This window comes from Streptomyces sp. NPDC055815 (assembly GCF_053616475.1).
Genome location: NZ_JBSHDU010000020.1, coordinates 45830 through 70619 on the forward strand (window position 1 = coordinate 45830; position 24790 = coordinate 70619).

At 71.9% G+C, this 24790-nt stretch carries 22 protein-coding genes; 9 read left to right on the forward strand and 13 right to left on the reverse strand.

The genetic code is table 11. From position 1 onward, the window contains the following. Nucleotides 1–3 precede the first annotated feature (3 nt). The 5 genes from ACWGN5_RS15500 to ACWGN5_RS15520 all read left to right on the forward strand — a co-directional run bounded on the left by ACWGN5_RS15500 (nt 4) and on the right by ACWGN5_RS15520 (nt 5003). On the forward strand, nt 4–1407 hold the full coding sequence (locus tag ACWGN5_RS15500; protein WP_453515214.1) for a phytoene desaturase family protein: 1404 nt from the start codon (nt 4–6) through the stop codon (nt 1405–1407). A 10-nt stretch (nt 1408–1417) separates the two neighbouring features. Further along, a complete protein-coding gene (locus ACWGN5_RS15505; RefSeq protein WP_453515132.1) occupies nt 1418–2038 on the forward strand; it encodes an L-threonylcarbamoyladenylate synthase in 621 nt (206 codons plus the stop codon). 104 nt (nt 2039–2142) lie between these two features. Then, nucleotides 2143–2904 carry a metallophosphoesterase gene (locus ACWGN5_RS15510; RefSeq protein WP_453515134.1) on the forward strand — a complete coding sequence of 254 codons (762 nt, stop codon included), beginning with the start codon at nt 2143–2145 and terminating at the stop codon, nt 2902–2904. A 95-nt stretch (nt 2905–2999) separates the two neighbouring features. Beyond that, nucleotides 3000–4478, forward strand: coding sequence for an AlkA N-terminal domain-containing protein (locus tag ACWGN5_RS15515; protein WP_453515136.1), 1479 nt, complete (start codon nt 3000–3002; stop codon nt 4476–4478). 21 nt (nt 4479–4499) lie between these two features. Next, nucleotides 4500–5003, forward strand: a complete 504-nt coding sequence (locus ACWGN5_RS15520; RefSeq protein WP_453515138.1) for a methylated-DNA--[protein]-cysteine S-methyltransferase — start codon at nt 4500–4502, stop codon at nt 5001–5003. Here the strand turns inward: ACWGN5_RS15520 and ACWGN5_RS15525 are convergent. Further along, a complete protein-coding gene (locus ACWGN5_RS15525; protein WP_453515140.1) occupies nt 5000–5719 on the reverse strand; it encodes an SIR2 family NAD-dependent protein deacylase in 720 nt (239 codons plus the stop codon). The two genes, ACWGN5_RS15520 and ACWGN5_RS15525, sit on opposite strands and share 4 nt — an antisense overlap. Nucleotides 5720–5783: 64 nt before the next feature. Between ACWGN5_RS15525 and ACWGN5_RS15530 the strand changes: the two genes are divergently transcribed. Continuing rightward, the gene (locus ACWGN5_RS15530) at nt 5784–5987 is read left to right on the forward strand and encodes a type II toxin-antitoxin system VapB family antitoxin (RefSeq protein WP_093873280.1); all 204 of its coding nucleotides are present in this window, start codon (nt 5784–5786) and stop codon (nt 5985–5987) included. Nucleotides 5988–6140: 153 nt separating this feature from the next. On the opposite strand, the gene ACWGN5_RS15535 is transcribed toward ACWGN5_RS15530, so the two are convergent. Beyond that, on the reverse strand, nt 6141–7208 hold the full coding sequence (locus tag ACWGN5_RS15535; protein ID WP_453515142.1) for an ADP-ribosylglycohydrolase family protein: 1068 nt from the start codon (nt 7206–7208) through the stop codon (nt 6141–6143). A 43-nt stretch (nt 7209–7251) separates the two neighbouring features. Then, nucleotides 7252–8937: a BCCT family transporter gene (locus ACWGN5_RS15540; RefSeq protein WP_453515143.1), complete on the reverse strand. Its 1686-nt coding sequence runs from the start codon at nt 8935–8937 to the stop codon at nt 7252–7254. A 112-nt stretch (nt 8938–9049) separates the two neighbouring features. Between ACWGN5_RS15540 and ACWGN5_RS15545 the strand changes: the two genes are divergently transcribed. Continuing rightward, nucleotides 9050–10201, forward strand: a complete 1152-nt coding sequence (locus tag ACWGN5_RS15545; protein ID WP_453515145.1) for a glycerate kinase — start codon at nt 9050–9052, stop codon at nt 10199–10201. Nucleotides 10202–10580: 379 nt separating this feature from the next. Continuing rightward, nucleotides 10581–11579 (forward strand): GNAT family N-acetyltransferase, encoded by a 999-nt coding sequence (locus ACWGN5_RS15550; RefSeq protein WP_453515147.1) that lies wholly within the window; start codon nt 10581–10583, stop codon nt 11577–11579. A gap of 73 nt (nt 11580–11652) precedes the next feature. Here the strand turns inward: ACWGN5_RS15550 and pssA are convergent, their stop codons facing one another. The 9 genes from pssA to ACWGN5_RS15595 form a co-directional block, all read right to left on the reverse strand. Further along, the gene (pssA, locus tag ACWGN5_RS15555; RefSeq protein ID WP_392156430.1) at nt 11653–12519 is read right to left on the reverse strand and encodes a CDP-diacylglycerol--serine O-phosphatidyltransferase; all 867 of its coding nucleotides are present in this window, start codon (nt 12517–12519) and stop codon (nt 11653–11655) included. After that, nucleotides 12512–13168: a phosphatidylserine decarboxylase gene (locus tag ACWGN5_RS15560; protein WP_369147440.1), complete on the reverse strand. Its 657-nt coding sequence runs from the start codon at nt 13166–13168 to the stop codon at nt 12512–12514. The genes pssA and ACWGN5_RS15560 overlap by 8 nt, the downstream gene beginning before the upstream one ends. 169 nt (nt 13169–13337) lie before the next feature. Continuing rightward, nucleotides 13338–14543: an acyl-CoA dehydrogenase family protein gene (locus ACWGN5_RS15565; protein WP_017236794.1), complete on the reverse strand. Its 1206-nt coding sequence runs from the start codon at nt 14541–14543 to the stop codon at nt 13338–13340. A 2-nt stretch (nt 14544–14545) separates the two neighbouring features. Next, nucleotides 14546–15058, reverse strand: coding sequence for a MaoC family dehydratase (locus ACWGN5_RS15570; RefSeq protein WP_015656728.1), 513 nt, complete (start codon nt 15056–15058; stop codon nt 14546–14548). Nucleotides 15059–15063: 5 nt separating this feature from the next. After that, the gene (locus tag ACWGN5_RS15575; protein WP_015037486.1) at nt 15064–16029 is read right to left on the reverse strand and encodes an HpcH/HpaI aldolase/citrate lyase family protein; all 966 of its coding nucleotides are present in this window, start codon (nt 16027–16029) and stop codon (nt 15064–15066) included. Continuing rightward, a complete protein-coding gene (locus tag ACWGN5_RS15580) occupies nt 16026–18062 on the reverse strand; it encodes a protein meaA (RefSeq protein ID WP_453515150.1) in 2037 nt (678 codons plus the stop codon). Before ACWGN5_RS15580 ends, ACWGN5_RS15575 begins: the two co-directional genes overlap by 4 nt. Nucleotides 18063–18072: 10 nt before the next feature. Then, nucleotides 18073–19410 (reverse strand): crotonyl-CoA carboxylase/reductase, encoded by a 1338-nt coding sequence (gene ccrA, locus ACWGN5_RS15585; protein WP_453515152.1) that lies wholly within the window; start codon nt 19408–19410, stop codon nt 18073–18075. A gap of 404 nt (nt 19411–19814) precedes the next feature. Then, nucleotides 19815–20663, reverse strand: a complete 849-nt coding sequence (locus tag ACWGN5_RS15590) for a TetR family transcriptional regulator (RefSeq protein WP_453515153.1) — start codon at nt 20661–20663, stop codon at nt 19815–19817. Nucleotides 20664–20778: 115 nt separating this feature from the next. Then, nucleotides 20779–22560 carry a 3-hydroxyacyl-CoA dehydrogenase family protein gene (locus ACWGN5_RS15595; RefSeq protein WP_453515155.1) on the reverse strand — a complete coding sequence of 594 codons (1782 nt, stop codon included), beginning with the start codon at nt 22558–22560 and terminating at the stop codon, nt 20779–20781. A 300-nt stretch (nt 22561–22860) separates the two neighbouring features. Between ACWGN5_RS15595 and ACWGN5_RS15600 the strand changes: the two genes are divergently transcribed. Further along, nucleotides 22861–23463, forward strand: a complete 603-nt coding sequence (locus ACWGN5_RS15600; protein WP_453515157.1) for a HEAT repeat domain-containing protein — start codon at nt 22861–22863, stop codon at nt 23461–23463. On the opposite strand, the gene ACWGN5_RS15605 is transcribed toward ACWGN5_RS15600, so the two are convergent. Next, nucleotides 23434–24690, reverse strand: a complete 1257-nt coding sequence (locus ACWGN5_RS15605; protein ID WP_453515159.1) for an MFS transporter — start codon at nt 24688–24690, stop codon at nt 23434–23436. The genes ACWGN5_RS15600 and ACWGN5_RS15605 overlap by 30 nt on opposite strands. Nucleotides 24691–24790 lie beyond the last annotated feature (100 nt).

Sequence of the window (24790 nt, forward strand, 5' to 3'; positions counted from 1 at the left end):
TCGATGCTCGATGCCGTCGTCGTGGGGGCGGGGCCCAACGGACTGACGGCCGCCGTCGAACTGGCCCGGCGCGGACTGTCCGTGGCCGTCTTCGAGGCCAAGTCCACGGTCGGCGGCGGCGCCAGGACCGAGGAGCTCACCCTTCCGGGTTTCCACCACGACCCCTGCTCCGCCGTGCACCCGCTCGGCGCGGGTTCACCCGTCTTCAAGACGATGCCGCTCGACCGGTACGGCCTGGAGTGGCTCCACCCCGAACTGCCCATGGCCCACCCCTGGGACGACGGCACCGCCGCCGTCCTCGCCCGGTCCGTCGCCGAGACCGCCGCCTCCTTCGGACCGCGCGACGCCGGGACGTACCGCAGGCTCGTCGCCCCCTTCCTCGGCAAGTGGGACACCCTGGCGAGCGACTTCATGCAGCTGCCGCTCACCGCGCTGCCCCGGGACCCGGTCACCCTCGCCCGCTTCGGCCTCGCCGGACTGCCCCCTTCCACCTGGCTGATGCGAAGGTTCCAGGACGAGAAGGCCCGCGCGCTCCTCGCCGGCCTCGTCGGCCATGTCATCGCCCCGCTCGACGGCTTCGCCACCGGCGCCGTCGGTCTGGTCTTCGCGCTCGCCGCGCACGCGGGCGGCTGGCCGATGCCCCGGGGCGGCTCCCAGTCGATCTCCGACGCCCTCGCCGCGTACCTCAAGGACCTCGGCGGCGCCGTCCACACCGACTTCGAGGTCAAGCGGCTCGACGACCTGCCGCCGGCCCGCGCCTACGTCTTCGACACCTCGCCCACCGCCCTCGCCCGGATCGCCGGCTTCGGCGGGCACTACGACCACTACAAGTACGGCGCCGCCGTCTTCAAGATCGACTACGCGCTCGACGGGCCCGTGCCGTGGACCGCCGAGGAGGCCCGCAGGGCGGGCACCGTCCAGATCGGCCCCACCGCCGGCGAGATCGGCACCGCCCTGCGCGAGGCCTCCTCCGGCACCGCCCCCGACGCCCCCTTCCTCATCACCGCCCAGCCCAGCCTCGTCGACCCCTCCCGCGCCCCCGAGGGCAAGCACGTCTTCTGGGCGTACGGCCATGTGCCGAACGGCTGGCGCGGTGACCTCACCGAGGCGATCGAGCGTCAGATCGAGCGCTTCGCCCCCGGTTTCCGCGACCGCGTCCTGGCCCGCGCCACCGCGGGACCGGCCGAACTCGCCGAGCGCAACGCCAACTACATCGGAGGCGACATCGCCTGCGGCGCCGCCCGCGGCCTCCAGCTCCTGCTGCGCCCCACGCTCTCCCTCCGCCCCTATGCCACCCCGCACCCTGCGGTCTTCCTCTGCTCCTCCGCGACCCCGCCCGGCCCCGGCGTGCACGGCATGTCCGGGCACAACGCGGCGAAGGCCGTATGGCGGAGCCTGCGAAAATAGACTGCTCCCCATGGCCAAGTACTTCGACGTGCACCCCGACAACCCCCAGCCCCGCACCATCGGCGCGGTGGCCGACTCCATCCGGAACGGGGCGCTCGTCGCGTACCCGACCGACTCCTGCTACGCGCTGGGCACCCGGCTCGGCAGCCGCGACGGCATCAGCCGCATCCGCGCCATCCGCGACCTCGACGACCGGCACCACTTCACGCTGATGTGCGCGAACTTCGCCCAGCTGGGCCAGCTCGTGCACATCGACAACGACGTCTTCCGCGCGGTCAAGGCGTCCACGCCCGGCGCGTACACCTTCATCCTCCCGGCGACGAAGGAGGTGCCGCGCCAGCTCCTCCACCCCAAGAAGAAGACCGTCGGCGTCCGCATCCCCGACCACGTCGTCACCCAGGCCCTCCTCGCCGAGCTCGGCGAGCCGCTGCTCTCCAGCACGCTCCTGCTGCCCGACGAGGCCGAACCGCTCACCCAGGGCTGGGAGATCAAGGAGCGGCTCGACCACCAGGTCGACGCCGTGCTCGACTCCGGCGACTGCGGCACCGAACCCACCACCGTCGTCGACTTCTCCAGCGGAGAGCCCGAGATCGTGCGCGTCGGCGCCGGGGACACCACCCGCTTCGAGTAGCCGGACCGGGCAAGGCCACCGCTCCCGGATCGGCCCTTCCGGGCCCGGCCGCGCCCACCGTACGGTCGGGTGAACGCCACACGCACCCACGGAGGCCCGGCCGCATGATCGTCATCGCCCACGTCAGCGACGTCCACATCGACGGCGAGCAGCGCAGCCAGGACCGTACCCGCGCGGTGCTGCGGTATCTGGAGGAGCTGCCGTACGACCTGGCGGCCGTGCTCGTCACCGGTGACATCGCCGACCACGGGACCCCGGACGAGTACGCGGTGGCGCGGGAGCTGCTGACCTCCCGCCATCCGCTGCTCGTCTGCCCCGGCAACCACGACGACCGGGCCGCCTTCCGCAAGGGCCTCCTCCCCGAGGAGCCCACGGCGCGCCCCGGCGCCCCCGTCGACCAGGTGCTCCGCGGCGAGGGTTTCGTCATCGCCCTCTGCGACTCCTCGGTGCCCGGCGAACACCGGGGCTTCCTGGAGGACGAGACCCTGGAGTGGCTCGACGGCGTCCTGACGGACACCCCGCACGAGGTGCCCGTCCTGGTCGCCTTCCACCACCCGCCGGTCCCGCTGCACACCCCGTACGTGGACGGGATCCGGCAGTTCGGCGAGGATCGCCTCGCCGCGCTCGCCGGCCGCCACCCCCACCTCACGGCCTTCCTCGCGGGCCACGCCCACACCGCCGCCGCCACCACGTTCGCCGGGCGTCCGCTGCTCGTCGCGCCCGGGGTGGTCTCGGCCCTGCGCCTGCCCTGGGAGAACCCGACCGATCACCCGCACGTCCACCTCGACCTGCCGCCGGCCCTCGCCTTCCATGTCCTCGACGAGGACGGCCGGCTGACCACCCACTACCGGACCGTCACCGTCTGAGGACCGGGAGGGGGCGGCTGAGGCCCGGGAGCGGGGCGGACGTCCATGTCGTTTTCTCGCCAGCCCGCGGCCCTTCCGTCCCCGATCCTGGAACCATGCACACCGACACCGAGCGCTGCGTACGGGCCGTCCAGTCGAAGGAGGCCCGTTTCGACGGCGTGTTCTTCACCGCCGTCCGCACCACCCGGATCTACTGCCGGCCCAGCTGCCCGGCCGTCCCGCCCAAGCCGGAGAACATGGAGTTCCACCCCAGCGCCGCCTCCTGCCAGCGCGCCGGCTACCGGGCCTGCAAGCGGTGCCGGCCCGACACCAGCCCCGGCTCACCCCAGTGGAACGTCCGGGCCGACGCCGTCGCCCGCGCCGTACGGCTCATCCAGGACGGCGTCGTCGACCGCGAGGGAGTCCCCGGCCTGGCCCGGCGGCTCGGCTGGTCCACCCGCCAGATCGAACGCCAGCTCCTCGCCGAACTCGGCGCCGGACCGCTCGCCCTGGCCCGCGCCCAGCGCGCCCAGACCGCCCGGCTGCTCATCGAGACCACCCCGATGCCCTTCGGTGAGATCGCCTTCGCCGCCGGCTTCTCCTCCATCCGTACCTTCAACGACACCGTCCGCGAGGTCTTCGCCCTCACCCCCGGCGAGCTCCGCGCCCGCGCCGCCCGCCGGTCACCGCTCCAGACGGCCGCGACCCCCGGCGTCATCAGCCTCCGGCTGCCGTTCCGAGCCCCGCTGGAACCCTCCAACCTCTTCGGCCACCTGGCCGCGACCGCCGTCCCCGGCGTGGAGGAGTGGCGCGACGGCGCCTACCGGCGGACGCTGAGCCTCCCGTACGGACACGGCATCGTCGCCCTCGCCCCGCGCCCCGACCACATCGCCTGCCGCCTCTTCCTCACCGACCCGCGCGACCTCACCCAGGCGATCAGCCGCTGCCGCCGGCTCCTCGACCTCGACGCCGACCCCGTCGCCGTCGACGAGCAGCTCCGCGCCGACCCGCTGCTCGCCCCGATCGTCGACAAGGCGCCCGGCCGCCGGGTGCCCGGCACCGTCGACGCCGCCGAGTTCGCCGTACGGGCCGTCCTCGGCCAGCAGGTCTCCACCGCCGCCGCCCGCACCCACGCCGCCCGCCTGGTCACCGCGCACGGCGTCCCGATCGAGGACCCCGAGGGCGGCCTCACCCACCTCTTCCCGGACCCCGAGGCGCTCGCCGCCCTCGACCCCGAGACCCTCGCCCTGCCCCGCAGCCGCCGCACCACCCTCCTCACCCTCGTCCGGGCCCTCGCCGACGGCTCGCTCCCGCTCGGCCCCGCCGACGACCGCGAGGAGGCCCGCGCCCGGCTGCTCGCCCTGCCCGGCTTCGGCCCCTGGACCACCGAGATCATCGCCATGCGGGCCCTCGGCGACCCCGACGCCTTCCTCCCCGGCGACCTCGGCGTCCGCCGCGCCGCCGAAGGGCTCGGACTGCCCGGCACCCCCGCCGCGCTGACCGCCCGCGCCGCGCACTGGCGCCCCTGGCGCGCCTACGCCGTCCAGTACCTCTGGGCGACCGACGACCACCCGATCAACCTCCTGCCCGCGTAAGGACCGTAAGGACCCCGTCCCATGCCACCCGTCATCCAGAACACCGTCGTGGACAGCCCGTACGACCCGCTGACCCTCGTCGCCGTCGACGGCGTCCTCAGCCGCGTCCACATGACAGGACAGCGCCACCGCCCGGCCGAGGAGACCTTCGGCGAACCCGACCCGCGCCCCTTCGGCGAGACCATCCGCCAGCTCGACGCCTACTTCGCGGGCGAACTCACCGAATTCGAGCTGCCGTTGAACCTGATCGGCACCCCGTTCCAGCTGCGCGTCTGGGAGCAGCTGCTCCGCATCCCGTACGGGGAGACCCGGACGTACGGCGAGCTCGCCGAGGAGCTCGGCAACCCCGGCGCCTCCCGGGCCGTCGGCCTCGCCAACGGCAAGAACCCCGTCAGCATCATCGTCCCCTGCCACCGGGTCATCGGTGCGGGCGGCAGCCTCACCGGCTACGGCGGCGGCCTGGACCGCAAGCAGCGGCTGCTCGCCTTCGAATCGGGCACGGCGGAACCGGACGCCCTGTTCTAGCGCAGCCTGTCGAGCAGCGCGGGCAGCGCCGTGCCGATCGGCTCGCGCACGACCTCGTCGGCGACGGAGTCGTACGGCGTGGGCTCGGCGTTCACGATGATCAGCCGGGCGCCGTGCTCGGCCGCGATCCCCGCGAGGGAGGCCGCCGGCTGCACCTGGAGGCTGCTGCCCACCACGACGAACACCTCGGTGGCCTTGGCGATCGACATGGCCGTCCCGAGCACCACCGGATCGAGCCGCTGCCCGAACATCACCGTCGCGGACTTCAGGATCCCGCCGCAGGCCCGGCACGCCGGATCGTCCTCACCGGCCCGCAGCCGGTCGAGCGCCTCCGCCATCGACGACCGCGCGTGGCAGGCCGTGCACACCACCGACCGTGCCGAGCCGTGCAGTTCGAGGACCTTCCGCTCGGACACCCCGGCGGCCTGGTGCAGGCCGTCCACGTTCTGCGTGATCACCCGCAGCGCGTTGCCGCTCGTCCGTTCGTAGGCGGCGATCGCACGATGCGCCACGTTCGGCTCCGCGCCCAGGACCGCGCCGTCGAGCCGCATCAACCACGAGCGGCGGCGGATGTCCGGATCGGCCATGTACGGCCCGTACGTGACGAGCCGCTCGGCCTCGGGGTCCTGCCGCCACACACCGTTCGGCCCCCGGTAGTCGGGGATACCCGAATCGGTGGAGATGCCGGCACCGGTGAAGATCGCGACCATGGTCATGCGAAGACCCTAGGCACCGACGAACCGCTCCCGCGAGCGGGTTTCCCGGTGTTAGGTTCCCGCCATGGCCAAGGTGAACATCGGTCTCGACGCCGAACTCGTCGTGGAAGTCATGGTTCTGGCCGGCATCGGCAACCCCCAGGACGCCGTCGAGGCGGTGGTCCGCGACTACATCGCCCGCGGCCACCGCACCGAGGCACGGGCCGTCAGCCGCGACGAACCGCAGCGCACCGGCGAGATCGTCCCACCGGAACCCCCGCAGGGCTGAGGGTGCCGGCGACCCCCGACCGGCGCGCCCGCCTGCTCCTGGGCGGGTGCTTCTGGGTCCTCGTCGGCGGCCTCGTCCTGGTCGTCGGCGCTCTGCTGCTCCTCGCGGTCGCCCTGTCGTCCCTCGAACGGCCCGTGGACCCCAAGCCTCCCCTCACCCCGTCCGCCCCGCCAACCGCAGCGTCCGTTCCGCCAGTTCGCTGATGCGGACGCCGTCGAAGCCGAAGACGGCGCTGCGCACCCGGTCCCGCAGCGGCTCGGACCACTGCGGCGGGATCGCGGCCGCGCCGCAGCGGACCCCGGCCACCGAGCCCGCCGTCGCCCCGTTGGAGTCGGTGTCCAGGCCGCCGCGGACGGTCAGCGCGATCGTGTCGGTGAAGTCCCCTTCCCCGTACAGCAGTCCGGCGGTGAGCACGGCGGCGTTCGGGACGGTGTGGATCCAGCCGAGGCCCGCCGTCCGCTCCGCGAGCTCGGTGAGCGCCTCCGACCAGCCGAGCCCCGACTCGTACAGCGCGATCGTGCCCCGTACGGTCCGGGCGAGCCGGCTGCTCGCCGGCACCCGCTCCAGGCTCGTCTCGAGTGCCGCGCGCAGGTCCGGCGCGGTGAAGGCCGCCGCGATCAGTGCCGCCGCCCACATCGCCCCGTACACGCCGTTCCCGGTGTGCGAGAGGACCGCGTCCCGGCGGGCCAGCGAGGCGGCCCGGCGCGGATCACCCGGGCAGGTCCAGCCGTACACGTCGGCCCGGATCATCGCCCCGATCCACTCCTGGTACGGATTGTCGTACGTGGCGGTCAGCGGCGGCCGCAGCCCGTCCGCGAGGTTCCGGTAGGCGACCCGCTCCGCCGTGAACGTCTGCAGGTACGGCAGCCGCAGCAGCCACTCCTCGCCGACCTGCTCGGTGGTGAACGCGAAGCCGTACGTCTCCAGGAGGTGCAGCCCCAGGACCGACCAGTCGACGTCGTCGTCCCGGCAGCTGCCGTCGATCCCGCCCCGCACGCACCGCTCCCACTCCGGCCGCAGCTCGAAGCCCTCCGCTCCCGGCGGCGGGGGAGGGAGGTAGTCCGTCAGCGGGAGCGCCCCCGTCAGCCGCAGATACGCGTCGATGCGCTCCCGGGTCCAGTGGTCGCCGCGCTCCACGGGCTTGCCGAGCATGTTCCCGGCGATCCGGCCCGTCCAGCCGCCCAGGATCCGGTCACCGAGCTCCCCGTCCGTGAACCCCATACCTCCGGTGTACCGAATCGGGCGGCCGGACGCGCGCCGAGCGTCAGCCCTCGCCCTCGGGCGGCTCCACGCCGGTGCCGGCCTTCGCCGTCTCCCGGGGCCGTTCGCGGCGGGGCTCGCCGCCCTGCTCCGTCATCGCCTCGCCGACCAGGGTCCGCACCGCGTCCCGCAGCCCGTGCAGGGCGTGGTGCCGGGCCGGGCCCGCCCCCGGGTCCTCCCGCAGCTCCTTCAGGAGCGCGCAGCACAGCACCAGCATCACCACCACGAACGGCAACGCCACCAGGATCGTCGCCGTCTGCAGCGAGGTCAGACCGCCCGCCACGAGCAGCACCGCCGCCACGGCCGCCATCAGGACGCCCCAGGTCACCACGAGCCAGGTCGGCGGGTGCAGCGAGCCGCGGCTCGTCAGCGAACCCATCACCAGGGAGGCCGAGTCCGCGCTCGTGACGAAGTACGTCATCACCAGGAGCATCGCGATGACCGAGGTCACCGTCCCGATCGGCAGCGCCTCCAGCATCGCGAACAGCGAGGCCTCGGCCCCGTCCTTCACGGCCGTCGCCAGGTCCGCCGCACCCGTGGACTCCAGCCGGATCGCGGTCCCGCCCATCACGCAGAACCACACCACCGTCGCCCCCGACGGCACGAGCAGCACCCCCACCAGGAACTCGCGGATCGTCCGGCCGCGCGAGATCCGGGCGATGAAGGTGCCGACGAACGGCGCCCAGGACAGCCACCACGCCCAGTAGAAGATCGTCCACGCCCCCAGCCAGTCGCGGTCGGTGAACGCGCCCGTGCGGCTCGCCATCGGCAGCAGCTCGTGCAGATAACCCCCGACGGAGGCCGGAATCGTGTCCAGGATGTAGACGGTCGGACCGAGCAGGAACACGAAGACCATCAGACAGGCCGCGAGGACGATGTTCAGCGTGGACAGCCACTTCACGCCCTTGTTCAGCCCGGAGAACGCCGAGAGCACGAAGGCCCCCGACAGCGCCACGATGATGACCAGCTGCGTCGCCGTGGAGTTCTCCACGTCCATCGTCAGGTTCAGCCCCTCGGCGACCTGGAGCGCGCCGAGCCCCAGGCTCGTCGCCGTGCCGAACACCGTCGCGAACACCGCGAGCAGGTCGATCGCCCTCCCCGGCCAGGACTCCGCCCGGCGCGCCCCCATCAGCGGCACGAAGGCGGAGCTCAGCCGGTTCCCCCGGCCCTTGCGGAAGCCCGCGTACGCCAGCGCGAGCCCCGCGATGCCGTAGATCGCCCACGGGGTCAGCGTCCAGTGGAAGAACGAGTACTCCAGAGCCGTCCGCGCCGCCGCGCCCGACCCGGCCGGGACCCCGGTCGCCGGCGGAGGGTTCAGGAAGTGCGTCAGCGGCTCCCCGACCCCGTAGAACATCAGACCGATGCCCATCCCGGCGCTGAACATCATCGCGATCCACGCCAGGTTCGTGAACTCCGGCTCCGAATCGTCCGCGCCCAGCCTGATCCGGCCGAAGCGGCTCAGCGCGATCACCACGCACAGCACCAGGAAGATGTCCGCGGCCACCACGAACAGCCAGGCGAAGTTCGACAACACCCACGTCAGGGCGGTGGAGGACGCGCGGTCGAAGGAGTCCTCGCCCAGCGCCGCCCAGCCGACCACCGCGACCACGGCCGCGACCCCGATCCCGATGACCGCGCCGTCGGGCCTGCCGTCTCCCGTGCCGTCCGGAACGATCTTTTCCGTACTCATGTGACCCCACTATGGTCCGGAATATCGCCTTATCGGGGGGTGGCACGCCGTCTGGCCGTGCGGATAGGCTCCCCCTCGGCGCGACTGCACGTTCGAAAGCAAGGGATGCAAGGTGACGGACGGGGCAGCAACTCAGGCCGCACACGTTCTCGTGGCAGCCGACAAGTTCAAGGGCTCGCTCACGGCCGTACAGGTCGCGGAGCGGGTCACAGCAGGACTGCGACGGATCGTCCCCGGCCTCACGGTGGAGACGCTGCCCGTCGCGGACGGCGGCGACGGCACCGTCGCGGCGGCCGTCGCGGCCGGCTTCGAGCGGCGTGAGGTCCGCGTGACGGGCCCGCTCGGCGAGCCGGTCACCGCGGCGTTCGCGCTGCGCGACACCACCGCGGTCGTCGAGATGGCCGAGGCCTCGGGCCTCCAGCTCCTCCCGCCCGGCGTGTTCGCCCCCCTGACGGCGACCACGTACGGCTCCGGAGAGCTGCTCCGCGCCGCCCTCGACGCCGGTGCGACCACCCTCGTCTTCGGCGTCGGCGGCAGCGCCACCACCGATGGCGGCTCCGGCATGCTCGCCGCGCTCGGCGCCCGCTTCCTCGACGCGTCCGGCGAGCCCGTCGGCCCCGGCGGCGCGCCGCTCGCCGACCTCGCCACGGCCGACCTCAGCGGCCTCGACCCCCGCTTCGGCTCCGTCGACCTGATCCTCGCGAGCGACGTCGACAACCCGCTGACCGGCCCGAAGGGCGCGCCCGCCGTCTACGGACCGCAGAAGGGCGCCACCCCCGACGACGTCCGGGTGCTCGACGCGGCCCTCGCGCACTTCGCCACCGTCCTGGAGAAGGCCATCGGGCCGCGCGCCGCCGAAGCGGCCGTCGCGCCCGGCGCGGGTGGGGCGGGCGGCATCGGGTACGGCGCGCTGATCCTCGGCGCGAGCTTCCGGCCCGGCATCGAGCTGATGCTGGAGGTCCTCGGCTTCGCCCCCGCGCTCGAGCGGGCCACCCTCGTCATCACCGGTGAGGGCTCCCTCGACGAGCAGACCCTGCACGGCAAGGCGCCGGCCGGCGTCGCCGCCGCGGCGCGCGCCGCGGGCAAGGAGGTCGTCGCGGTCTGCGGCCGCCTCGCCCTGCCGCCGGAGGCCCTGGGCGCGGCCGGCATCCGCCGGGCCTATCCGCTGACGGCGCTGGAGCCGGACACGGCGAAGTGCATCGCGAACGCGGGCCCGCTGCTCGAAATGGTGGCGTCGAACATCGCCACCGACTTCCTGTCGTAGGCCCCACCCCGTTGTGGGCAGGCGTTCCGCCGGGGCGGCGCCCACCCGCACGGACGGTGCCCACGCCCCGTTGTGGGCATGCGTTCCGCCGGGGCGGAACGGGTGGGCACAACGGAACGGCGCCCTTGCCGGCGCCAGAGGCTCCCGCGCCTGAACCCGCACCACGTGCACCGAGCTGGTGGTGCGGGTCCAGGCACGGAAGGCGGAGGCGCCGCGGAGGGCGCCGTCCCGTGTGCCCACCCGTCCCGCCCCAGCGGGACGATTGCCCACACGGGGGTGGGCGCGGGCCCACACGGCGCGGGGCGCGGGCCCACACGGCGCGGGGCGGGGCGCCCCGGTTCGTCATCTGGGCGAAACACCGTGGTGTGAAGCTCCGTCCATGACTGCTGCACGTATCGAGGAGAACCGCTCCCACCCCCACCTCCCCGCCCTGCTCCGCGCCTACCACCTCGTCAACCAGGCCGAGAAGGGAACGGCCGTGGAGTCGGTCGCCGAGCTCCCGGCCGTATACCGCGCCGAGGCCGAGGACCCGGCCGCCGCGTTCGCCGCCGACACGGTGCTGCTCGCCACCCCGCCCGGTGCGGACGAGCCGGCCGGCTGCGTCGTGCTCAAGGCCTCCCACGGGGTTCCCGAGATCAAGCGGCTCTGGGTCGAACCGGAGGCCCGGCGGAAGGGCGTCGCGAAGGCCCTGATGGCCGAGGCCCTGCGCCGGGCCGCGGACTCCGGCGTGTCCGCCGTACGCCTCACCGTCTGGAACTGGCGGGAGGAGCCGCTCGCCCTCTACCGGAGCCTCGGCTTCGAGACGGTCGACCCCTGGGACGACCGCCCGGACCTGCTCTGCCTGGAGCGGCGGCTGGATGTCGTCGAGCGCCTCGACCCCGACGCCGTACGGGCCCACGCCCCCGCAGGACTCGCCGCGCTCCTCGTGGACGCCGTGGACGGCGGGGCCTCCGTCGGCTTCCTGGCGCCCCTGGACAGGGCCGACGCGGCCGCCTGGTGGTCCCGAGTCGCCGACGAGGCCGCGGAGGGCGTACGGGACGTCTGGGCCGCCCACGGGCCCGAAGGCCGGCTCACCGGCGTCGTCACCCTCGTCCGCGCCGGGACGGCCAACGGCCGGCACCGCGGCGAGATCGCCCGGCTCCTCGTCCACCGCTCCGCCCGCGGCCGGGGCCTCGGGCGGAGGCTGCTCGCCACGGCCGAGGCCCACGCCGCCGCCATCGGCCTCCGGCTGCTCGTCCTGGACACCCAGACCGACAGCCCGGCCGAGCGCCTCTACCGGGGCGCGGGCTGGACCGCCGCAGGGACGATCCCGGACTTCGCCGCCGACCCGGCCGGCACCCTCCGCGCCACCACGCTCTACTACAAGCGCCTCGGCTAGGGCATGCGAAAGGGCCCGGGAGGCGATGCGCCTCCCGGGCCCTTCCGTACGACTTCCTTGCGACGTCCGTGCGCTACGGCAGCTGCGCCGCCCGCGCCTCCCGGCTCTCACGCCGGTTGCCGCGGAAGGTGTTCACTCGGCGGGCCGTCGCGAAGAGGGGGATCACGGCGCCCATCACGACCTGCAGCGCGCAGCCGGTCTGGAGCAGGAACGCTCCGCCCGGGGCGTCGAACGCCCAGGCCGCGAGCATGGCCATCGCACCGACGATCCAGCTGAGCATCGCCACCGCGAGGACACCCCGCGGCTTCGGGTACTCGACCCGGCTGACCATCAGCCACGCCACTCCGATGATCGCGAGCAGCGTCGGGATGAAGGGCAGCTCCAGGAGCACGATCGAGACGACCGTCAGCGCGCCGAAGGGGCTCGGCATGCCCTGGAACATGCCGTCCTTCATCGTCACGCAGGAGAAGCGGGCCAGCCGCAGGACCACCGCGAGCAACACCACGATCGCGGCGACCGCCGAGACCTTCTGCTGCGCGTCGTCCGCGACCATGCCGTACACGAGCACGAAGTAGGCCGGGGCCAGACCGAAGCTGATCAGGTCCGACAGGTTGTCGAGCTCGGCGCCCATCGGCGAGCTGCGGAGCTTGCGCGCCACGATGCCGTCGAAGAGGTCGAAGATCGCCGCGGCCAGCATGAGGATCACGGCGGTGGCGGCGCTGTTGCGCGCCATGCCGGTCTCGCTGCTGCCGGTGAGGTGCGGGATGAGGATGCCGGTGGTGGTGAAGTACACCGCCATGAAGCCGCACGTGGCGTTACCGAGCGTGAGGGCGTCCGCTATGGACAGCCTCAGCGACAGCGGCATCTCCTCGGCCTCGTCGGCCGCCTCCGCCTCGGCGTCGGCGACCCAGTCGGCGGCCCGTGTGTCGGGATCAATCACGGTCAATGCGAGTCACCCCCGCTGTGGTGGCCTGGCCGACCTCGACCGCGACCTCGACACCCTCGGGGAGGTAGATGTCGACGCGCGAGCCGAAGCGGATCAGACCGATACGGTCACCCTGCTCGACCTTCGTCCCCTGCGGGATGTACGGCACGATCCGCCGGGCGACGGCGCCCGCGATCTGGACCATCTCGATGTCGCCGAGCTCGGTGTCGAAGTGCCAGACAACGCGCTCGTTGTTCTCGCTCTCCTTGTTGAACGCCGGGACGAACCCGCCGGGGACGTGCTCCACGGACGTCACCGTGCCGGCAAGCGGGGCGCGGTTGACGTGGACGTTCAGCGGGCTCATGAAGATGGCGACCCGGGTCCGTCCGTCCTTCCACGGCATGATGCTCTGCACCACACCGTCGGCGGGGGAGATGACCCGGCCCTGAGCGATCTCACGCTCGGGGTCGCGGAAGAACCACAGCATGCCGGCCGCGAGAGCGGTGGTCGGCACGGCGATGGCCGCGGCGCGCCTCGACTTGCGGGAGCGCGCGAGGCTGAGTGCCGCGGTGGCGACGGTCGGCAGAAGCCACGGCGATGCTCCGCGAGCGATGCGCGTGCCCTTGAGGCTGTCGCGATGTGCAGAGGTTCGACTGTCGGGCATGGATGACCTTCGTAGCGGATGATGCCGCACTGGCAACGGGGGACGGCGGCTTTCCGGCGATGCTATCGGTTGCGGGGCGCAACTGGGCAAGCCAGGAACCGAGTCGACGGCCGGAAGACGAACACAGGGTGTGATCTTCTTCGCGGCCGAACCGACTCAAAAGCGACAATCAGCCCTGGAATCGGTACTCCTCCAGGAGCCGACGACCAATGATCATTTTCTGGATCTCGGCGGTACCTTCACCGATGAGCAGCATCGGCGCCTCGCGGTAGAGACGCTCGATCTCGTACTCCTTGGAGAAGCCGTAACCGCCGTGGATGCGGAAGGCGTCCTCGACGACCTCCTTGCAGTATTCGGAGGCGAGGTACTTCGCCATCCCTGCTTCGAGGTCGTTTCGTTCCCCAGAGTCCTTTTTGCGTGCTGCATTCACCATCATGGCATGGGCGGCCTCGACCTTGGTAGCCATCTCGGCCAGCTTGAACTGAATCGCCTGGTGCTGGGCGATCGCCTTGCCGAAAGTGTGACGTTGCTGGGCATAAGAGACACCCAGTTCGAAAGCACGCTGCGCGACGCCGCAACCACGGGCCGCCACGTTCACGCGGCCGACCTCGACGCCGTCCATCATTTGGTAAAACCCTCGGCCGGTGACCCCGCCGAGCACACGATTGGCCGGAATGCGCAGTCCGTCCATGATGAGTTCGGTCGTGTCGACGCCCTTGTAACCCATCTTGTCGATCTTCCCGGGGATCGTGAGGCCGGGGCGGACCTCTCCGAAGCCGGGCTCCTTCTCGACGAGGAAGGTCGTCATCGACTTGTGGGGGGCCGTGCCCTCCGGGTGTCCTTCGTCACTTCGGACGAGAACGGCCACGAGCGTTGACGTGCCGCCGTTCGTCAGCCACATCTTCTGGCCGTTGAGGACGTACTCGTCGCCGTCCTTGACGGCCTTCGACGTGATCGCCGACACGTCCGAGCCGAGGCCCGGCTCCGACATCGAGAAGGCGCCGCGCGTCTCGCCGGCCGCCATCCGCGGAAGGAAGTACTCCTTCTGCTCCTGGGTGCCGTGCTGCTTGAGCATGTACGCCACGATGAAGTGCGTGTTGATGATGCCGGAGACCGACATCCAGCCGCGGGCGATCTCCTCCACGCACAGCGCGTAGGTGAGCAGCGACTCGCCGAGGCCCCCGTACTCCTCGGGGATCATCAGGCCGAAGACGCCGAGCTCCTTGAGCCCGTCGACGATCTGCTGCGGGTACTCGTCGCGGTGCTCGAGCTCCGTCGCGACCGGGATGATCTCCTTGTCGACGAAGTCCCGGACCGTGGCGAGGATCTCCTGCTGGACATCGGTCAGACCGTGGGTCTGGGCGAGTCGCGCCATGACTACTTCCCCTGTTCCTTGAGCTCGGGGCGGCCGGGCTGCTCGCCGCCGCGCTCCTTGATGTACGTCTCGGTGGGGACCATCACCTTGCGGCGGAAGACGCACACGAGGGTGCCGTCCTGCTTGTAGCCCTTGGTCTCGACGTAGACGATGCCGCGGTCGTTCTTCGACTTCGACGGGGTCTTGTCGAGGACCGTGGTCTCGCCGTAGATCGTGTCGCCGTGGAAGGTCGGCGCCACGTGCCGCAGCGACTCGATCTCCAGGTTGGCGATGGCCTTGCCGGAGACGTCCGGCACGGACATGCCGAGCAGCAGCGAGTAGATGTAGTTGCCGACGACGACGTTCTTGCCGAAGTCCGTCGTGTTCTCGGCGTAATTCACATCCATGTGCAGCGGATGGTGGTTCATGGTGAGCAGACAGAAGAGGTGGTCGTCGTACTCGGTGACCGTCTTTCCGGGCCAGTGCTTGTAGACGGCACCGACTTCGAACTCTTCGTAGGTACGGCCGAACTGCATGGGACTCAGGCCTCCGGGATCTCGAACTTGCTGGTGCGCTGCATGCCGGCGGCGCGGCCCTTGCCGGAGATGACCAGGGCCATCTTGCGGGAGGCCTCGTCGATCATCTCGTCGCCGAGCATCGCGGAGCCCTTCTTCCCGCCGGCCTCGGAGGTGTAGTAGTCGTACGCGTCGAGGATCAGCTCGGCGTGGTCGTAGTCCTCCTGCGAGGGCGAGAAGATCTCGTTCGCGGCGGCGACCTGGTCCGGGTGCAGCACCCACTTGCCGTCGAAGCCCAGGGCCGCGGCGCGCTGGGCGACCGCCTTGTAGCCCTCCTGGTTGCGGATCTGCAGGTAGGGGCCGTCGATCGCCTGGAGGTTGTTGGCGCGGGCGGCCATCAGGATGCTCATCAGGATGTGGTGGTACGCGTCGGCCGGGTAGCCGGGCGGCTGCTCGCCGACGACGAGGGACTTCATGTTGATGGAGGCCATGAAGTCGGCCGGGCCGAAGATGATCGTCTCGACGCGCTGGGAGGCCTGCGCGATCGCGTTGACGTTGGTCAGGCCCTGGGCGTTCTCGATCTGCGCCTCGATGCCGATCTTGCCGACCTCGAAGCCCATGGTCTTCTCGATCTGGGTGAGCAGCAGGTCGAGGGCGACGATCTGCTGGGCGTCCTGGACCTTGGGCAGCATGATGCAGTCGAGGTTCTGGCCGGCGCCCTCGACGACCGTGACGACGTCGCGGTAGGTCCAGTGGGTCGTCCAGTCGTTGACGCGGACCACGCGGGTCTTGCCGGTCCAGTCGCCCTCGTTGAGGAACTTGACGATGGTGTGCCGGGCCTCGGGCTTGGCCAGCGGGGCGCACGCGTCCTCCAGGTCCAGGAAGACCTGGTCGGCGGCGAGGCCCTGGGCCTTCTCGAGGAAGCGCGGGTTGGAGCCGGGGACCGCCAGGCAGGAGCGGCGGGGGCGGAGCCGGTTCACAGGGCTGGTCATGCGAGGACCTCCGTACTTTCCAGGGGGCTGAGCTTGTTCGCTTGCCGGATCTCGTCGACGATACGGCCGATGATCTCCGTGATACCGAAGTCCTTCGGTGTGAAGACGGCGGCGACACCCGCGCGCTTCAGTTCTGCGGCGTCGGCGTTCGGGATGATTCCGCCGACGATGACCGGGATGTCCGTCGCGCCCGCCTCGCGGAGGCGGTCGAGGACGTCGGGGACCAGCGCGGAGTGCGAGCCGGAGAGGATGGACAGGCCCACGCAGTGCACGTCCTCCGCCAGAGCGGCGTCGACGATCTGCTCGGGGGTCAGCCGGATGCCCTGGTAGACCACCTCGAAACCGGCGTCACGCGCGCGTACGGCGATCTGCTCGGCCCCGTTGGAGTGACCGTCGAGGCCCGGCTTGCCGACGAGCAGCCGCAGCCGCCCGACGTTCAGGTCCTCGGCGGTCCTGGCCACCTTGTCGCGGACGAGGGCGAGCGGCGTGCCCGCCTCGGCCGTCACGGCGACCGGGGCCGAGGAGACGCCGGTCGGGGCGCGGAACTCGCCGAACACCTCGCGCAGGGCCCCGGCCCACTCGCCGGTGGTGACCCCGGCGCGGGCGCACTCCAGGGTGGCCTCCATGAGGTTCTCCGTGCCCTTGGCGGCCTCCTTGAGGCGCTCCAGGGCCTTGCAGGGCCGCGGGTGGTTGAACGGCGGCTGGTAGCGGTTGTCGCGCCAGGTCTTCATCGAGCCGACGACCCGGGCCTCGACCGCGGGGTCCACCGTCATGATCGCGGTGTCCAGGTCGGCCGTGAGGGGGTTCTCCTCGGTCGACTGGAAGATGTTGACGCCGACGATCTTGTCCTCGCCGGCCTCGATCCGGGCGCGCCGCTCGGCGTGCGAGGAGACCAGCTGCGACTTGAGGTAGCCGGATTCGACGGCGGCCATCGCGCCGCCCATCTCCTGGATCCGGTCGATCTCGGCCAGGCACTCGTCGACCAGGGCGTCCACCTTGGCCTCGATCACGTGCGAGCCGGCGAAGATGTCGTCGTACTCTAGGAGGTCGGACTCGTGGGCGAGGACCTGCTGGATGCGGAGCGACCACTGCTGGTCCCAGGGCCGGGGGAGGCCGAGGGCCTCGTTCCAGGCCGGGAGCTGCACGGCACGCGCGCGGGCGTCCTTGGAGAGGGTGACGGCCAGCATCTCCAGGACGATCCGCTGGACGTTGTTCTCCGGCTGCGCCTCGGTCAGTCCGAGCGAGTTGACCTGGACGCCGTAGCGGAAACGCCGCTGCTTCGGGTTCTCGATGCCGTACCGCTCAAGCGTGATCTTGTCCCAGATGCGGCCGAAGGCGCGCATCTTGCACATCTCCTCGATGAAGCGGACGCCCGCGTTCACGAAGAAGGAGATGCGGGCGACGACCTCGCCGAACCGCTCCTCGGGGACCTGGCCCGAGTCGCGGACGGAGTCGAGGACGGCGATCGCGGTGGCCATCGCGTACGAGATCTCCTGGACCGGCGTGGCCCCGGCCTCCTGCAGGTGGTAGCTGCAGATGTTGATCGGGTTCCACTTCGGGATGTGGTTGACCGTGTACGCGATCATGTCCGTCGTGAGGCGGAGCGAGGGGCCGGGCGGGAAGACGTGCGTCCCGCGCGACAGGTACTCCTTCACGATGTCGTTCTGGGTGGTGCCCTGGAGCTGGGTGATGTCCGCACCCTGCTCCTCGGCGGCCACCTGGTAGAGCGCCAGCAGCCACATGGCGGTGGCGTTGATGGTCATCGAGGTGTTCATCTGCTCCAGGGGGATGTCCTGGAACAGCCGGCGCATGTCACCGAGGTGCGAGACGGGGACGCCGACCCGGCCGACCTCGCCGCGGGCGAGGATGTGGTCGGGGTCGTACCCGGTCTGCGTCGGCAGGTCGAACGCGACCGAGAGGCCGGTCTGCCCCTTGGCGAGGTTGCGCCGGTACAGCTCGTTGGACGCCTCGGCGGTCGAGTGACCGGCGTACGTCCGCATGAGCCACGGCCGGTCCTTCTGGCGCTCAGTCATCTTCGGGACCTCAGATGTTCCGGAAGCGGTTGATGGCGTCGATGTGCTGGGCCCGGAGCTCCGGGTTGCTGACGCCCAGGCCCTCCTGCGGGGCGAGGGCGAGGACGCCGACCTTGCCCTGGTGCAGGTTGCGGTGGACGTCGTAGGCGGCCTGGCCGGTCTCCTCCAGGGAGTAGACCTTCGACAGGGTGGGGTGGATCTTGCCCTTGGCGATCAGGCGGTTGGCCTCCCACGCCTCGCGGTAGTTGGCGAAGTGCGAGCCGATGATCCGCTTCAGCGACATCCACAGGTAGCGGTTGTCGTACTGGTGCATGTAGCCCGAGGTCGAGGCGCAGGTGGTGATGGTGCCGCCCTTGCGGGTGACGTACACGGAGGCGCCGAAGGTCTCGCGGCCCGGGTGCTCGAAGACGATGTCGATGTCCTCGCCGCCGGTCAGCTCACGGATCTTGGAGCCGAAGCGCTTCCACTCGCGCGGGTCCTGGGTGTTCTCGTCCTTCCAGAACCTGTAGCCCTCGGCGTTGCGGTCGATGACCGCCTCGGCGCCCATGGAGCGGCAGATGTCGGCCTTCTCGGGGGAGGAGACGACACAGATCGGGTTGGCGCCGCCGGCGAGGGCGAACTGCGTGGCGTACGAGCCGAGTCCGCCGCTCGCGCCCCAGATGAGGACGTTGTCGCCCTGCTTCATGCCGGCGCCGTTGTTGGAGACCAGCTGGCGGTAGGCGGTGGAGTTGACGAGGCCGGGGGCCGCCGCCTCCTCCCAGCTGAGGTGGCCGGGCTTCGGCATCAGCTGGTTGGACTTGACGAGGGCGATCTCGGCGAGGCCGCCGAAGTTGGTCTCGAAGCCCCAGATGCGCTGCTCGGGGTCGAGCATCGTGTCGTTGTGGCCGTCCGAGGACTCCAGCTCGACGCTCAGGCAGTGCGCGACGACCTCGTCGCCGGGCTTCCAGGAGTTGACGCCCGGGCCGGTGCGCAGGACGACGCCCGCGAGGTCGGAGCCGATGATGTGGTGCGGCAGGTCATGGCGCTTGGTCAGCTCGGAGAGGCGGCCGTAGCGCTCCAGGAAGCCGAAGGTCGACACCGGCTCGAAGATCGAGGACCAGACCGAGTTGTAGTTCACGGAGCTGGCCATGACGGCGACCAGGGCCTCGCCCGGTCCGAGCTCGGGCAGGCCGACCTCGTCCAGGTGGAGCGACTTGCGCGGGTCCTTGTCGCGGCTGGCGAGCCCGGCGAACATCTCCTGCTCGTCCTTGTGGACGGTGATCGCCCGGTACGACTCGGGGAGCGGGATGTTCGCGAAGTCGGCGGACGTGGAGTCCGGCGACTGGATCGCGGCCAGGATTTCCTTCACGGGTTGCCTCCGGCGGTGAGCGTCCTGAGGGAGGGACGCCTGGGGGTTACGGCGGGGAGTGCTGCTGCTGTGGAGGTGTGCCGTCGGTTCGGCTGGGTGGTGCGGTGGCGGCGCTGTGTGGTGGAGCGCGGGGTTGCCTGTGACGCAGGCGTCCGGGCGCACCTGCCGTCGGCTGGTGGGGACAGCCGGCGCGCGAGGTGTGATCTCTGCGCGCCGGCCGCCCGGACAACATCAACGTATGGCACGCCGTGTCACCTGACAAGGCACTGCGTGCCAACAATTTCACTCAGATGCAATCTGCCCGTCACGGATGAGCGATGATCGATCGAAATGGCCCGTGAGCTGCGGGAACGCCAAGAGGGCCGCCCCCGGAATCCGGGGACGGCCCTCTCGTGGAACGGGGCTCAGGACTGGGTGAGCGCCTGCTGGATGGTCCGCATGACCTCGTCGAGCGGAGCGTCCGTACGGGCCACGGCGACCACGACGTCGCCCGTCGTGGACGCGGTCGCGGCGACCGGCTGCTCCGGCGCCGGCTCGGCCGGTACGGCGGTGGTGGTGGTGCTCCCCGCGGGCGCGGGGCGGGCGCCTATGCCGGTGCCGAAGGTCTCGCGGACGATCGCGAAGGCGTGGTCGAGCTGGGCCTCCACGTCGCCCTCGCCGCCGGCCCGCAGCCAGCGGCGCAGCACGTGGTTGTGGGCGGTGACGACCGCCGACGCGGCCACCTCGGCCAGCAGCGGGTCGTCGTTGCCGGCGTGGTGGTCCCGCTCGTCGAAGTGCCCGAGCAGATAGCGGGTGAAGAGCCGCTCGTAGCGGGCCACCGAGGCGATCTCCCGCTCCCGCAGCGTCGGCACCTCACGGGTGAGCCGGTAGCGCTCCACGGAGACCGCGGGGGACCCCGCGTACATCTTCATGACTTCCTTGATGCCCCGGCACACGGTGTCGAGCGGGTGCTCGTGCGGCGGGGCGGCGTTCAGCACCGCCTCCGCCCGTACGAGGGTGTCGTCGTGGTCCGGGAAGATCGCCTCTTCCTTGGACCGGAAGTGCCGGAAGAACGTCCGCCGCGCGACCCCGGCCGTGGCCGCGATCTCGTCGACGGTCGTCGCCTCGTACCCCTTGGTGGCGAAGAGCTCCATCGCCGCGGCGGCGAGCTCCCGGCGCATCTTGAGCCGCTGCGCGGCGGCGCGAGTGCCCGCCGTGCTCTCCGGAGCATCGGACGGGGACGTGGCACGGGGTGTCTTCGCGGCCTTGGGCATGGTCCGAACGTACTGCATCGGAGTGGGAGTGTGCCCAGGTGGGGGCGGGGAGACCCCCGGGTCACCGGCGGTGCCCGGGGGACTCAGCAGACCGCCCCAGCCGGCGGTGCGGGGCTCAGCGTCGGGCATATTCGCGGAAGCCGCGACCCGTCTTGCGGCCGAGGCAGCCCGCCGCCACCAGGTGCTCAAGGAGCGGCGCGGGCGCGAGGCCCGGGTCGCGGAACTCGCGGTGCAGCACCTGCTCGATCGCCAGCGAGACGTCCAGGCCGACCACGTCGAGCAGCTCGAACGGGCCCATCGGGTAGCCGCCGCCCAGCTTCATCGCGGCGTCGATGTCGTCCAGGGTGGCGTAGTGCTCCTGGACCATCTTGATCGCGTTGTTCAGGTACGGGAAGAGCAGCGCGTTCACGATGAAGCCGGCGCGGTCGCCGCAGTCCACCGGGTGCTTCCTGATCTTCGCGGTGACCTCGCGGACGGTGGCGTGGACGTCGTCGCCGGTCAGGACCGTACGGACGATCTCGACCAGCTTCATCGCCGGCGCCGGGTTGAAGAAGTGCATCCCGATGACGTCCTGCGGGCGCGTGGTGGCCCGGGCGCAGGCGATGACCGGCAGCGAGGAGGTCGTGGTGGCGAGCACGGCGCCCGGCTTGCAGATCTTGTCGAGCCGCGCGAACAGCTCCTGCTTGATCTCCAGGTCCTCGGCGACCGCCTCGACGGCCAGGTCGACCTCGGCGAAGGCGTCGAGCGAGCCGGCCGCGGTGATCAGGGCGAGGGTCTCGTCGCGGGCCTCGCCCGTCATCCGGCCCTTGTCGACCGAGCGGGCCAGGGACTTGGCGATCCGCGCCTTGGCCGTGTCCGCCTTCTCCTGGGAACGGGCGGCGAGCACGACCGCGTACCCGGCCTTCGCGAAGACCTCGGCGATGCCGGAGGCCATCGTGCCCGAGCCGGCGACGCCGACCGAACGGACCTCGCGGGCGGCGCCCGTGCCGGCGGAGGTGAGCGGGGTCAGCGCGTCGCGCACGACCTCGCCGGAGCCCGGCGCCGCGTACGTGTAGAAGCCGCGGCCCGCCTTGCGGCCGGTCAGCCCGGCCTCGCTGAGCTGCTTGAGGATCGGGGCGGGGGCGTGCAGCCGGTCGTGCGAGGCCGCGTACATGGCCTCCAGGACCGTACGGGCCGTGTCGACGCCGATCAGGTCGAGCAGCGCCAGCGGGCCCATCGGCAGGCCGCAGCCCAGCTTCATCGCCGCGTCGATGTCCTCGCGGGAGGCGTACTTGGCCTCGTACATGGCGGCGGCCTGGTTCAGGTAGCCGAAGAGCAGCCCGTCCGCGATGAAACCGGCCCGGTCGCCGACCGCGACCGGCTCCTTGCCGAGGTCCTGCGCGAGGCGCGTCACGGCGTCCACGGCGCGCGGGTCGGTCAGCACGGAGGAGACGACCTCGACCAGCTTCATGGCCTGGACCGGGGCGAAGAAGTGCAGGCCCAGGACCCGCTCGGGGTGCGCGGAGTCGGCGGCGAGCCGGGTCACGGAGAGGGCGTTCGTGCCGGTGGCCAGGATCGCGTCGGGCCGGACGATCCCGTCCAGGGCCCGGAAGACCTCCTGCTTCGCCTCGTACGACTCGGGCACGACCTCGATCACGAGGTCGGCCTCGGCGGCCGCCTGGAGGTCGGAGAAGGTACGGAAGCGGGCCAGGACGTCCTGCCGCTCCTCCTCGGTGATCCGCTCGCGGGCCACCGCACGGGCGGTGGAGGCCTCCAGGGCCGCGACGGCCTGGGCGGCGGCCGTGTCGCTGATGTCGATGCCGATGACCTCGCGGCCGGCCCGGGCGAGGACGTCGGCGATGCCCGCGCCCATGGTGCCGAGACCGACGACGGCGATGGTGGAGAGAGGGGTGTCCATCAGGGGACTCCAGAGGAAGAGTGACGACTGAGGGCAGTGCGCGCACGAAAGGGGCGCGGGAAAGAGCGAGGGCGATGCCCGGAAAAAGAGGGCCGTGCCCTGGGAAAAGGAGCGACGGACTCTGTCCCGGAGCCACGTCGAAACTGCCGAACCGACAAGCGAACACAACGGCTGCGTCACCAGGCCGTCGTGCGAAGTGCGGGTGGTGCCCGCTCACCTGAGACTAACCGGCCGGTAACGAGCGCGCCAGTCCCGGCAAGTTGGGAAAGTGTGATCTGGATCGCGGATAGGGTCGGATTCATGGAAATCTCCGAGGACCCGGAATTCTGCTCGATGATCGATCGATTGCGGGACGAGATCGAGAATGCCGCCGGAGAAGTCCCGGCGGCATTCACGGAACTCGCCGCGACGGAGGATCACGAGGAACTGCACCGCGTCCTCACCGCGCCCGGACAGCCGCTCTGGGCCCGCGAGATCGCCGCGTACGTCCTCGGCGTCGCCGGGGACCGGCGCGCCTTCGAGGCCCTCGTCCTCCTCCTCAACCACCGCGACCCGGAGCGCTGCGTCACCGCCGCCCACGCCCTGGTCCGGCTCGGCGACCCGCGCACCGCGCGCGCGGCGGCCGCCCTCGCCACCAACGAACTCCGGGTCGCCTACGCCCTGCTGCCGGTCCGGCTGCTCGCCGAACTCCGCGCGCCCGAGTCCGTCCCGGCCCTGATCACCGTCCTCGGACGGCGACTTCGGGCCGACGACCCCCACTGGCGCGTCGGCCTCGCCTGCGTCGAGGGCCTCGGCACCCTCGGTGACCCCCGTGCCCGCCCGGCCCTTGAGGCGGCGCTCCCGCACCCCCGGCTCGGCGCCGAGGCCCGGCGGTCACTGACCCGGATCGACCCGGCCGGCTGACGCCGAGCCGGCGCGCGTCCCGGCCGGGCGCAGGGTGCCGACCGCAGCGAGCACCGGCGGGAGCGCGGCGAGCGCGAAGCACACGGGCAGCGGCAGACCGCCCACCAGGAATCCCGCAGCGGCCGTCGCGCCCGTGGTGCCCGCGTTGAAGCCGGTGTTGACCCAGGCGCCGGCCCGTGTGCGCTGCCCCGCGGCCACGGACTCGTCGGCGAGGAGATAGGCGCTCGTGATCGCCGGCGCCAGGAACAGACCGCCGAGCGCCAGCCAGCCGACCAGCGCGTACGGATGCGGGGAGAGGCCCGCCACCGCGAGGACCGCACCGAGTCCGAGTGCCAGGGCCGACAGGCGCACGGCGGTGGACACCCGCCACGGCACGGCGCCGTACACGAGGCCGCCGACGGCGCTGCCCGCCGACAGGGCCGCCATCGCCCACGGCACCGCCCCGGGGCGGTGGTGTGCGTCGGCGAACGCGATCACCAGGAGTTCGACGGCGCCCAGACACGCGCCGACCGCGGCCGCCACGCCCGCCGCCCTGAGCACCCCCGCACCCGGGCTGCCCGCCCGGCCCGCCGCCTTCTCCGGCGCCCCGGGCTCCCGCTGCCCGGTCGCGCCCCGCACCGCCGGCGAGGTGACGAGCGCGAGCGTGCCGGTCAGGACCAGCCCGGCGCTCACCACGAGCCCGGCCGGCGCCGAGGCGTACCGCACGAGCAGTCCCACCAGCAACGGGCCCGTGACGAAGAGGAGTTCCTCCGCCACGGTGTCCAGGCTGTACGCGCGCCGCAGCAGGTCCCGGTCGGGGAGCATCGCGCTGAACAGCGCCCGCGTCACCGGCCCGAGCGGCGGAGTCAGGGCCCCCGCGCCGCAGGCCAGGATCACCAGGGCGACCGCCGGCGTCGCCGGCCGGGCCGTCGCCACCGCGAGCGCGACGAGCAGCAGGGCGTACGCGGTGGCCAGCGGTATCAGAGCGCGGCGCGGCCCGAAACGGTCGACCAGGGCGGCCCGCGCGGGCGACATGACGACACCGGTCAGCCCGAACGCGGCCATGACCGTGCCGGCCGCGGCGTACGAACCGGTGCTCCCCTTGACGGAGAGGATCAGGGAGAGCGGGGCGGTGCCGTACGACAGCCGCCCCAGGAGAGCCGCCCCGAAGGTACGGCGGGCGTGCGGGGTCCGCAGCACCGCCGCGTAGGTGGGCGCGGGGGAGTGGACAGGGGAGGTCACGGACATGACGGAGTTCCTCGAAGAGGGCACCGGGCGTTGGCCTGCGGCGCCGAAGCGTGCGGGGACGGCGGGACACCGCGCCCGGCAGGGCACGGTCGTCGGATCG